This is a genomic window from Bacteroides sp. MSSM.1001136sp1_RTP21357st2_D2_RTP21359_211015 (assembly GCF_040913205.1).
In the GTDB taxonomy this organism is placed as follows: Bacteria; Bacteroidota; Bacteroidia; order Bacteroidales; family Bacteroidaceae; genus Bacteroides; species Bacteroides ovatus.
In genome coordinates this window covers 59986-72811 of sequence record NZ_JBDFVF010000014.1, presented here as the reverse complement: position 1 = coordinate 72811, position 12826 = coordinate 59986, and the positions used below count along the sequence as shown (strand labels likewise).

General features: G+C 44.6%; 7 protein-coding genes. 1 reads left to right on the top strand and 6 read right to left on the bottom strand.

What is annotated here, in order from left to right:
• Positions 1–18 precede the first annotated feature (18 nt).
• The 5 genes from AB5217_RS10870 to rpsA form a co-directional block, all read right to left on the bottom strand.
• Positions 19–399 (bottom strand): hypothetical protein, encoded by a 381-nt coding sequence (locus AB5217_RS10870; protein WP_032843140.1) that lies wholly within the window; start codon positions 397–399, stop codon positions 19–21.
• Between the two features lie 47 nt (positions 400–446).
• A complete protein-coding gene (locus AB5217_RS10865; protein ID WP_004304634.1) occupies positions 447–998 on the bottom strand; it encodes an RNA polymerase sigma factor in 552 nt (183 codons plus the stop codon).
• A 24-nt stretch (positions 999–1022) separates the two neighbouring features.
• Entirely contained in the window at positions 1023–2564 is a 1542-nt protein-coding gene (locus tag AB5217_RS10860; RefSeq protein WP_229115808.1) for a L,D-transpeptidase family protein, read from the bottom strand.
• The gene (locus AB5217_RS10855) at positions 2554–3492 is read right to left on the bottom strand and encodes a ribonuclease Z (protein ID WP_032843135.1); all 939 of its coding nucleotides are present in this window, start codon (positions 3490–3492) and stop codon (positions 2554–2556) included. Before AB5217_RS10855 ends, AB5217_RS10860 begins: the two co-directional genes overlap by 11 nt.
• 301 nt (positions 3493–3793) lie before the next feature.
• Positions 3794–5596 (bottom strand): 30S ribosomal protein S1, encoded by a 1803-nt coding sequence (rpsA, locus tag AB5217_RS10850; RefSeq protein ID WP_004301842.1) that lies wholly within the window; start codon positions 5594–5596, stop codon positions 3794–3796.
• A 96-nt stretch (positions 5597–5692) separates the two neighbouring features.
• Between rpsA and AB5217_RS10845 the strand changes: the two genes are divergently transcribed.
• Entirely contained in the window at positions 5693–11650 is a 5958-nt protein-coding gene (locus AB5217_RS10845; protein WP_032843133.1) for a DUF3320 domain-containing protein, read from the top strand.
• A gap of 1 nt (position 11651) precedes the next feature.
• Here the strand turns inward: AB5217_RS10845 and AB5217_RS10840 are convergent, their stop codons facing one another.
• Positions 11652–12782, bottom strand: a complete 1131-nt coding sequence (locus AB5217_RS10840) for a retron St85 family RNA-directed DNA polymerase (protein ID WP_032843131.1) — start codon at positions 12780–12782, stop codon at positions 11652–11654.
• Positions 12783–12826: the final 44 nt, after the last annotated feature.

The following is a 12826-nucleotide window of genomic DNA, read 5'->3' as shown; positions in this document are numbered from 1 at the left end:
TCAATCAGTTTTTATAAATCATTCTACACTTGCGTCACTCAAATAAACATATAACGAATAATCATCGAGCATGGCACGATCCACTGCTACATCAATCATTTCGTCAGATACGACTACTTCAGTATCCACTTCTGTCACCGCTACATCATCCGCTGTAACAGGTTTATGGTCTGTTGACGCCACCCGGATAATCAAGGCCGCCCCTACAAACATAGCTGCCATATAGAGCAATGGTTTCAGTCTTGTCCATGTGCTGACAGGTTCTTCCTTAAAAGCAACTTTCTCTTTTTCAGGAAGTTTATTCATTACCTCCGAAGTCAGGTTCTCAAAGTAACCATCGGGCACTTTGAAGGAATTTTCCTTTCCAAGCTTCTTCAATAAAATATCTTCTTCTTTCATACGTTTTTCTCCTCTCTTTTCATTAGACAGTGTCTCATTTAAAAGGTTTAATCTATTTCTTCTAAAAACTTCTCAATTTTCTTCACCGCATGATGATAAGATGCTTTCAGTGCACCGACCGACGTGCCGAAGATTTCCGACATCTCTTCGTACTTCATTTCCTGATAGTATTTCAGGTTGAACACCATACGCTGCTTTTCGGGCAAAGTCTGCAAGGCTTTTTGCAAGCACATCTGTATCTTGTCGCCCGAGAAATAGGCGTCACTTTCCAGCTTTTGCACAACTACTGCTTCGGGATCGTCAATATCCACGGTAGTCATGGCACGCTGCTTATTCAGAAAGGTAAGACACTCATTCAGCGCGATGCGATAGAGCCAGGTCGACAGCTTCGCCTCGGCACGGAAATAATCGATATTCGTCCATGCCTTGATGAAAGTGTTTTGCAGGAGATCGTTCGCATCCTCATGCGACAGTACCATCCGGCGGATTTGCCAATACAATTGCTCGCTATACTGCCCCACAATCATTTCAAATCCTTTCCGCTGTGTACTCTCCTCCTGAAGGAGTTTCAGAACTTCGCGTTCGTTATAAGGGATCATAATCTCTCGTATCTGTATGTTTATTTATGGTTTCAAATTCAGGTTATTCATCGCTTCTAGTAAGGACGGATCATATTTATAAATGTCCTCACAATACCTCAAATTATTATCGGTAGACAGATAAACTGTCTGATAATCTATAAATAAAGGTATATACTGTTCCAAACTATAATGTTTCAATTCACGATAAGCCGCACTGATGGGCAGCTTCTTTCCCTCTTCACTCACCGGCTTGATATCCATTGCAATACGAATACGGTCTTCCAACAATTCATCCGGCTCTTTCAACAGGAAGAACGCGAAGTCGAGTGCTTTTTGAAGACGGACGCAACCGTGGCTCACCGCACGATTATTCCGTGTAAAAGCCCACCGTGACGGAGTGTCATGCAGATATACGGAATGAGGATTGGGAAAACGGAAGATGATACGTCCCAAGGAGTTCCCTGTTTTATTGTCCTGCTTCACCGTATAAGGTACGCCACTTCCTGCATACTTCGCCCATTTAATACTGTGGGGATCTACCTGGAGTCCATTCTTATCGTATACCTTCATGCGGTTACGGGTAAAATACGTCGTATCTCTGCGGTAAGTAGGAATGATCTCTTTCCGAATTATGCTTTGAGGCACATTCCAGTAAGGATTCAGTTCCATATAATAAATCCTGCTTGACAATAGAGGAGTTTTATTCTTCACAGTCCCTACACAAATACGCATCTCCAAGATAGAGTCTGTTTCTTCGTTGACGGCTTGCAACATAAATGCCGCCACACTAGCTATCACATATTTTCGTCCTTTATCCAATGCATATTGCCAACGTGCCCGCTCCATGTTTACCAATAGGCGGTCGCGATAATAATCCGTAGTATCTGTCACTCCCCAGCCATTCACACGAACCAGCTCTTCCTGCATCTTATGATAAAGCGGGGAAGCGGGTTGCGCCCGGTGAAAAGCGGCGTTAGGATTTGCACGCAAAGAGTCGAGAGCGGCCATTGCAAACTTCACGTCACATTGTTTTAAAGGAATGTGGTCGATCGAATCATTCCATCTGCGCTCCGGAGGCAAGAATCCGAATTTCAATTGACACACATACGAAAGATAGGCGGCTGTTAACTGATACTCCACGTCTGCCAGCAGACGGTTCATCGTTTTCCCTTCACGCAGTTTCAAGGTTCGTATCTGTTGCAATTCCTCACGGATGCTATCGACAGGATACAGATTCGGATTAACTCCATGTTGTGAAATGTTTCCTAACCAGAATAACATCGAGTCTGCCACCTGTACGGCAGGTTTATCGGATATGAGAGAATCGTTCAGCCAAAAGAATTCATCCTTTTCCTGATAATGTGCCAGCAAAACCGAATCCCAGGGAGTTACCGGATTTTCGTTCAGGCCAATACGAATCATCTGATGAATGCTGTCTGCATTTATTTGATAAGCAGGATAGAACAGTTCCTGGAGGGAAGACAAAGAATCCGGTATCGGAGATTGAGGTTTCTCTTTTTTACAGGCTGCCAGGCAACCAAAGAGCAGGATGATTACTCCCCAAAGCAGTCGACTACTTTTCATAGACAGTTCCTCCATCAACGTCAATACACAAATTTTCTTTCGCTAAAATGGTTTGTGGAAAAATGGCGGACGCTTCATGAAGTAAAACAGATTCATCTTCATAACGGGCTGAAAAGTGTCCGATCACCAATTGTTTCACATTGGCGTCCAAAGCTAGTTGCGCGGCTTGTGCAGCAGTGGTATGATAAGTTTCCTTAGCGCGTGCCTGCTCGGTCTGTGCAAAGGTGGCCTCATGGAAAAGCAAATCTACATTTTTAATTTGTTCAGCAAGGGACGGACGATAGATTGTATCGGAACAATAAGCATATTTACGCGCCGGAGCCGAAGGGCGGGTTAAACGTAAATTGGGTATTACTTCTCCCTCGGGAGTTACAAAATCCGCTCCGTTCTTGATGCGGTTCAGTTCATAGACCGGGACTTTATAAAAGTCTACCATGTCTCTGATGATATGATTAGGACGCTGTTTCTCTTCAAAAAGGAAACCACAACAGGGAATTCGATGTTTTAAAGGGATTGTGGTTACAGTCACCGAACGGTCATCGTAAATGAGCATCGGTTCTTTCGTTTCGAATTCATGGAAGAACACCTTATAAGTCAAAGTCTTGCAAAAGAAAGCAAGCATCGGCGCAAACAACTCTTCCAGTCCTCTTGGAGAATGAATATGTAAATCAGCAGTTCTCCCTAATAATCCGAATGTAGAGATCAGTCCCAACAATCCGAAACAATGGTCACCATGTAGATGAGAGATGAAGATATGATTTAATCGGGAAAATTTCAGTCGCGAGCGGCGTAATTGCATCTGTGCTCCCTCGCCACAATCAATCATAAATAGTTTTTCACGCAAGTTTACGACTTGAGAGGTCGCAAAATGTCGCGTAGTAGGCAAAGCGGAACCGCATCCCAATATATGTAACTCAAATTTTTCCATGATATGCAAAGATAGGACATTTCACATTTAATCTTGCAAAGGAAAAGGAAATATTTCACCCCAGGGTTACACAGATTAATACAGATTTTGATAATTTATTTTTAGACATAAGAACAAAAGAACATAAAGGCAGCGCTTTGAAAATTATTTCTGTTGCTTATTGAACTGCTATTTTATTTTTTATTCTTTTGTTCTTATGTCTGAATTAAATTCCCTCTTATCTTCATTTCTTAAATCTGTGGTGAATAAAAAAAGCGCCCCCAAACGGGAGCGCCTTTCATTGGAAAATATTCTATTCAGATTATTTCTTTCCTTCCAACTGTTCTTTCAATGCAGCAAGAGCGTCGATATCGCCCAGCGTAGTTGAAGCAGCTTGGTTCTGGATCATCGGAGAATCTTCTCTCTTGTTGCTAGAAGATGACTTCTTAGCACCAGAAGCAGCTTTCTTTTCTGCTCTTTCTTCAGCCTTAGCTACATCTTCGAAGATACGGCTGTGAGACAGGATGATTCTCTTAGCGTCTTTGTTGAACTCGATCACTTTGAATTCAAGTTTCTCATCCAACTGTGCTTGTGAACCGTCTTCTTTTACAAGGTGTTTCGGAGTTGCGAAACCTTCTACACCGTAAGGAAGAGCTACAACAGCACCCTTATCCAACATTTCGATGATTGTACCTTCGTGTACAGAACCTACAGTGAACACAGTTTCGAATACATCCCAAGGATTTTCTTCGAGTTGTTTGTGGCCAAGGCTCAAACGACGGTTTTCTTTGTCGATTTCCAATACCTGAACTTCGATGTCAGCACCAATCTGAGTAAATTCTGATGGGTGTTTTACTTTCTTAGTCCAAGAAAGGTCAGAGATGTGGATCAAGCCGTCAACACCTTCTTCGATTTCTACGAATACACCGAAGTTAGTGAAGTTACGTACTTTTGCAGTATGCTTAGAACCTACAGGATACTTTTCTTCGATAGTTTCCCATGGATCTTGTTTCAGTTGTTTGATACCCAAAGACATCTTACGTTCTTCGCGGTCAAGTGTCAGCACAACAGCTTCTACTTCGTCGCCTACCTTCATGAAATCTTGTGCAGAACGCAGGTGTTGGCTCCAAGACATTTCTGAAACGTGGATCAAACCTTCTACGCCCGGAGCGATTTCGATGAATGCACCGTAGTCAGCCATAACAACCACTTTACCTTTCACCTTGTCACCAACCTTCAAGTCAGTATCAAGCGCATCCCATGGGTGCGGAGTCAGTTGTTTCAAGCCGAGAGCGATACGTTTCTTTTCGTCATCGAAGTCAAGGATAACAACGTTGAGTTTCTGATCCAGCTCAACCACTTCTTTCGGATCGCTAACACGTCCCCAAGAAAGGTCAGTGATGTGGATCAAACCGTCTACGCCACCAAGGTCGATGAATACACCGTAAGAGGTGATATTTTTAACAGTTCCTTCAAGAACTTGTCCTTTTTCGAGTTTACCGATAATTTCTTTCTTCTGTTGTTCCAGTTCAGCTTCGATAAGAGCCTTGTGAGATACAACAACGTTTTTGAATTCCTGGTTGATTTTAACCACTTTGAATTCCATTGTTTTGCCAACGAATACATCATAGTCGCGGATCGGTTTAACGTCGATCTGAGAACCCGGCAAGAATGCTTCGATTCCGAATACGTCTACGATCATACCACCCTTAGTGCGGCACTTGATGTAACCCTTGATAATTTCTTCATTTTCCAGAGCAGCGTTAACGCGATCCCAAGAACGAGTAGCGCGAGCTTTTCTGTGTGACAGAACGAGCTGTCCTTTTTTGTCTTCCTGATTTTCGATGTATACTTCTACTGTATCACCGATCTTCAGATCCGGATTGTAACGGAACTCATTCAATGGGATGATACCGTCTGATTTGTAACCGATGTTCACAACTACTTCACGCTTGTTCATTGCGATTACGGTTCCGTCAACAACCTCACGGTCGTTCACTTTGTTAAGCGTACCGTCGTAAGCTTTTTCCAATTCATCGTGGCTAACGTTGGTTACTGTTTCGCCATTTTCATAAGCATCCCAGTTGAAATCTTCAATAGGAGCTACGTTCTTTAAGTTTTCCATTAATAAATAAATTGTTTAATACTTTAATTAAATAAGACATTATATTATCTATAAATCGGGCGCAAAGGTAGGAATATTTTCTTGATTGACAAAAGAATGGCAGAAGAAAAGAGAATTATATCCGTATTTTTTGTAATATTGCAATCTTTAATTTATACAGTTTTTGCCATGGACGAGAGATTGGACAAAGTCAAGGTGCAATGCGACTATTTACCGCTTATTAATTTTGCGATACAACAAAACGGTGCATCAATCATTCATCAGCTTTCTATTGAGAATACAACGCCTGCCCCGCTGAAGGACATTCAGGTACAAATCACGACAGAACCGACTTTCGGAAACGCTGCTCCGATAGCTGTGGCACAAATTCCGCCCAATGAATCGATATGCCTGTCGTCATTCAATCTCACTTTGTCCGCCAACTATTTCACACAGCTGACCGAACGTTTATCCGGCAATCTGAAAATTGAAATTACTTCCGAAGCAGAATCCGTATTCTGCCAAACCTACCCTATCGACATTCTGGCATACGACCAATGGGGAGGGCTTAATGTATTGCCCGAAATGCTGGCCGCTTTCATCACCCCCAATCATACAGCCATTGTGCCGATCATCAAGAGAGCCGCTTCCATCCTGGGACAATGGACTGATAATCCGTCCCTTGACGAATATCAGAGCCGCACTCCGGACCGGGTAAGGAAACAGATGGCCGCCATCTACACGGCTATCACGGAACAACAGATTATATACAGCACCATCCCCGCCAGCTTTGAGGAATATGGGCAACGTGTACGGCTAGCCGACTCCGTGATGGCACAAAAACTGGGAACCTGTCTGGATATGGCTTTGCTCTATGCTTCCTGTCTGGAAGCAATCGGGCTGAATGCACTCATTATCATCACTCAAGGGCATGCTTTTGCGGGAGCCTGGCTAGTGCCGGAAACTTTTCCGGATCCTACCATTGACGATGTTTCCCTGTTAACCAAACGGACAGCCGAAGGAATATACGACATTACTTTAGTTGAAACGACCTGCATGAACATGGGACATTCGTCCGATTTCGACGATGCAGTGAAGAAAGCGAACGGAAAGCTGACGGATGGGAACAGTTTCATTCTTGCCATAGATGTGAAAAGAGCGAGACATTCGGGCATCCGCCCCATCCCCCAACGCATTCTGCACGGGCAGGTATGGGAAGTAGAAGAAAAGGAGACCGACATTCAAAGAAGTGCCGTTCATGCCACTCCGCAAAGTATCAATCCGTATGATTTATCGGGCAACGAGACCCAGACCGTAATCACCAAACAACTGTTATGGGAAAGACGGTTGCTGGATTTAAGCCTGCGCAACAATCTGCTGAATATCCGGATTACCAAAAACACGCTCCAACTCATCCCGGCTAATCTATCCTGTCTGGAAGATGCATTGGCCGACGGAGAAGAATTCCGCATCCTTCACCGCCCTGCCGATTGGGAAAGTCCGGCGATGGACTTCGGGATTTATTCCTCCATACCGGAATCTGATCCCATGGTTGGTTTCATCAACTCGGAACTTTCACAGAAAAGGTTACGTTTCTATCTGCCCGAAAACGATTTAGGCAAGGCACTGACTCACCTATACCGCTCTTCGCGTACTTCTATCGAAGAGAATGGAGCCAACACGCTCTATCTGGCTCTCGGACTTTTGAAATGGTACGAGACACCTTCCAGCGAACGCCCCCGCTACGCTCCCATCCTGCTATTACCGGTTGAAATTATCCGTAAATCGGCAGCCAAAGGTTACGTAATCCGTTCCCGGGAAGAAGAAACGATGATGAATATCACCTTATTGGAAATGCTTCGCCAAAACTTCGGAATCACCCTATCAGGATTGGACCCGTTACCTACCGACGAAAGCGGCGTAAACGTCAAGCTGATCTATTCCATTATCCGCAACAGCATTAAGAACCAGCGTAAATGGGACGTGGAAGAGCAAGCGATTCTGGGTATCTTCTCTTTCAACAAGTTCATCATGTGGAATGATATTCACAACAATGCCAACAAACTGGTTCAGAACAAGATTGTGTCCAGCCTCATCAACGGAAAGATAGAATGGGAAGCCGCCACAGAGGAAATAGATGCAACGGATATGGACAAACAAGTGTCGCCCGCAGACATTGTATTACCCATCATCGCCGATTCTTCGCAGCTGGAAGCTATCTACGAAGCCGTACACGACAAGACTTTCATCCTGCACGGCCCTCCGGGAACAGGAAAATCGCAAACGATTACCAATATCATCGCCAACGCGCTTTACAAAGGAAAACGTGTCTTATTTGTAGCGGAAAAGATGGCTGCCCTCTCCGTTGTGCAAAACAGATTGGCAGCTATCGGGCTGGCTCCGTTCTGTCTGGAAATTCATTCCAACAAAACAAAGAAATCCGCCGTTATCTCGCAACTGAAAGAAACTACGGAAATTATCAGGCAGACACCTCCCGAAGAATTCAGAAAGGAAGCGGAACGCCTGCTGAATTTACGGGCGGAATTGAATCAATATATCGAAGCCCTGCATAAAGAATACCCGTTCGGGGTTTCATTATACGACGCCATTATTCATTATCAATCCGTGGACGTCGAATCTTGTTTTGATATTCCACAAGCTTATCTGGATACATTAGATAAAGACACATTTGCCCAATGGGAAGATGCCATCGAGCTGCTAGTCCGGACGGCCAATGCGTGTGGACATCCTTACCAGCATCCATTAACCGGTATCTCGATTACCGAATATTCATCAGCCGTTAAGGAGGGGTCCTCCCAACTGCTCACCGGATTTATCGACCTGTTGACCACCATCCGGCAGAAGCTGGATGTATTCTCCATACTTCTAAAAGATACGGATATACACCCTACACGCAAGGATTTCCAGACAATCTCCCACATCATCCGGAGAATACTCGACATTCCGGAACTGACTCCCGGATTGCTGACTTTGCCATTGCTCAACGAAACACTGAATGAATACCGGGAAGTAGTGGTTCACGGACGGAAACGGGATGAACAAAGGAAAGAGATAGAAACCGGATTCACCCAAGAAATCCTGTCCATCAACGCAAAGCAGATGTTAGCCGAATGGAACCGGGTATCCGATCAATGGTTCCTTCCCAGATATTTCGGACAACGGAAAATCAGAAAGGCAATCAACGTATATGCTTTAAAAACGATTGAAACAGAAGACATCAAACCTCTGCTCCACCGCATTATCCGGTATCAGGAAGAAGCAGAAGCCGTCCGGAAATACATCGGGCAACTTCCCTCCCTATTCGGACGCCCCGGCAAGAACGAGGATTGGAACACCATTGAGCAGATAATCGACGACATGACTTCCCTTCATTCGCATTTGTTGAACTACGCAAAAGACATTGCCAAAGTTTCGCAAATCAAGCAGAATTTGTCCGCACAACTCACTGAAGGAATTCAAACATTCAGAGACATCCATGCTCATTCTTTCAATGAACTGTATCAGCTCGCAGATACACTCACAGCCACCGAAAAGAAATTGTCCGGCATGCTGGGTATCTCGATCGAAGAACTTTATACCGATTCAGCCGACTGGATAACGATTGCCTTGTCAAAAGCCCGAACCTGGAAAGAGAACCTCGACAAGCTCAAGGACTGGTATCAGTGGCTACAAGCCTACCAAACCCTGCATAGTCTGGGAATAGGATTTATCGCGACGGAATATAAAGAAAAGAATATTCCTACCAGCCAACTTACAGACAGCTTCCGCAAGAGTTTCTATCAGGCAGCTATCCGGTATATCATTGCCAAAGAGCCGACTCTGGAATTATTCAACGGTAAGATATTCAATGACATCATTGCTAAATACAAACAAATATCCGCCAAATTCGAAGAAACGACGCAAAGAGAATTATTTGCCCGGTTGGCCTCCAACATTCCGTCTTTCACTCACGAAGCCATCCAAAGTTCCGAAGTGGGTATCCTTCAAAAGAATATCCGCAACAATGCCCGCGGCATATCTATTCGCAAGCTATTCGACCAAATTCCCACTTTGTTGTCGCGCATGTGCCCGTGTATGCTGATGAGTCCTCTTTCCGTCGCTCAATTCATCGATACGGACGCTGATAAATTTGATTTGATTGTCTTTGATGAAGCCTCACAGATGCCTACTTATGAAGCGGTGGGCGCCATTGCACGGGGTAAAAACGTCATTATCGTAGGCGACCCGAAACAAATGCCTCCTACCAGTTTCTTCTCGGTCAACACCATTGATGAAGACAACATTGAAATGGAAGATTTGGAGAGTATCCTTGACGACTGTCTCGCTCTGTCTATCCCTTCCAAATATTTATTATGGCACTACCGAAGCAAACATGAGAGCCTCATCGCTTTCAGCAACTCCGAATATTACGATAACAAACTGATGACTTTCCCCTCACCGGACAACATTGAATCGAAAGTCAGGATAGTCAACATCAACGGTTACTATGATAAAGGCAAGTCGCGCCAGAACCGGGCGGAAGCTCAAGCTGTGGTGGACGAAATAGCCAGAAGATTGAGAAGCGAGGAATTAAGAAAGAAAAGTATCGGTGTAGTCACTTTCAGCATTGTCCAACAAGCCTTGATAGAAGACTTATTATCCGACCTTTTTATCTTTTACCCCGAACTGGAAACTCTTGCGCTGGAATGCGACGAACCGTTATTTATCAAGAACCTGGAGAATGTGCAGGGAGACGAACGCGATGTTATTCTCTTCTCTGTGGGCTATGGCCCGGATGCAGAAGGGCGCGTCAGCATGAATTTCGGACCACTGAACCGGGCAGGCGGCGAAAGAAGATTGAATGTAGCCGTTTCCCGTGCCCGGTATGAGATGATTATCTATTCCACCCTAAGGTCGGATATGATCGACCTGAACCGGACTTCTTCTATTGGAGTAGCCGGACTAAAACGTTTCCTCGAATATGCGGAGAAGGGAACCCGGAGCACCATCAGCAGTGTGCCAAGACAACTGTCGGAAGCAACAGCCTCCATCGAAACGATCATTGCCGACAGACTGCGCTCATTGGGTTACACCGTGCATACAGACATTGGTTGCTCCGGATACAAAATAGACATAGGTATCGTCGACACCGAAAATACCTCTAACTATCAGTTAGGTATTATCTGCGACGGCAAAAACTACAAACGTACCAAGACCGCACGTGACCGGGAAATTGTGCAGAATAATGTATTGAAAGCACTCGGATGGGACATCTACCGGATATGGACAATGGACTGGTGGGAAAAGCCGGACGAAGTAATGGCAACTATCCAAGAGGCTATCGCCCGGAAAAAGAATTCAAAGGTCGGTTCAATGACAGCAGCCGAAATCAATTCTACTCCGACAGAAGTGGCAGCACCTGCACCGACGGCACAGATAACCAACAATGAAATTTCATTTGTACTCAAGGCATCGCCTGTTGCTCCTGAAAAGCAAGCAGCTTCCGTTCTTTCTACTCAAAACCGGATAGAACAAAAGTACAAGTTTGCAAAGATCACCCCATACAGTTATTCACCGGAAGACTTTTTCTTTACGGACAGTTACGCTATCCTCCTCTCCCAAATACGGAAGATTATGGAAAGCGAGGCGCCAATCAGTAAATCCCTGCTCTGTAAGAAAATCCTGTCCGAATGGGGAATCAGCCGCTTGGGAACACGGGTAGAGGCACAGATAGAAACAGCACTCGACACATTGAATATCTATCGCACAGAATACGAAGGACTTGTCTTCTGCTGGAACGACAAAGAGCAATGCGCTTCCTATTCAATCTATCGCCCGGTTTCCGACCGGGAAGCGACAGACATACCACCTGAAGAAATAGCCAATGCCATCCGGCAACTATTGACCGACTCCATCAGCCTGCCTGCGGCAGATTTGATAAAAGCATGCGCACAACAGTTCGGCTTTGCCCGTATGGGATCGAACATAGACGCTGCCATGCAAAGAGGTATTCGCGAAGCTGTGAAAAGGAATTACGCCAAGATAGAAAATGAACGGGTAACGATTGCCAATTAGATTAATACCCTTTCTCCAAACATTTCAAACGGTTAATAGAATCGGATACATACGCATTGTCCGGTTCTATTGACCGCCAATAACAAAGTTCTCCAATCAGCCGTTTCAGATAAACAGGATCACTCGAGCCAATCTGGCACTGATGTTCCGCCAAGCCTTTCGTCAGGATAAAATAGACATTCTTCCGGATCTCTCTCTTTCTGGCTTTAGGGATTGTCAGTTTCGCACCGGAAGAAACAGATACTCCTGTAATAATCTTCCTGCCATACTCATTGATAAAACGGGTCTTCTTATGATTCGGTTCGAATTTCTCATCACGGATGATCTGTTTGATCCGGGGAATGATTTGTTCTTTGGAGAACACATCTCCCGAAAAAGTCAGGTCGTCGGCATAGCGGGTATAAGTCAGTCCGTATTCCGCTGCCAGTGCAGCCAATTTCTTGTCCATCTCATACCCCACGATATTGCTTAACGCCGGACTTGTAGGTGCTCCCTGCGGCAAGTGCCTGTACAAGCAGCACAACACTCCCAATACTTTAGACACATTTTCCGGATAACCAATCTTCTCAAATGTCTTTTTCACCCTCCGGCTCCGTATCGAAAAGAAAAAATCATGAATATCCATTTTCAAGATATACCGTTTTCCCAGATGGGGACTGGCATTATCAACCACAGAATGACCGCTCCGGAAACCTACTGCCGCCGGATGAATCATTGTCACAGATGATAATATTCGAGAATTAATAGTGGTTTGAATAGATTGTAATTCTTTGTCAGGAGCAGAAATCATCCGATAACCTCCCTTTCTTTTTCTCATCCAGAACTCCCGGTAATGTTCGGAAACATCCCGTAGAATTTCCTTCAACCGTGCCGTTTCCACTCCCAACAAGTTGGCACACCAAACAACAGCCGATTCATCAAACTTTTGAACATACTGCGCTCTCGGAACAGTTCCCCCCAAAGCATGCCTAAGCCAGGCTCCGTGTTCCCATTTTACCTTAGTAGTCTTTTCTTCCTTACCACTGCTTGTTGCTTTCCATCTTTTATACCCCTCCTGTTTCCTGCTTGAGGAAATCATCTTATAAACCAGGAAAGCGGTGATAACAATGATCGTTATTAAAATTCCGTCCATTTTGTATATGCATATAAAAAAGAGAGAAGAGAGGATGAGTTATT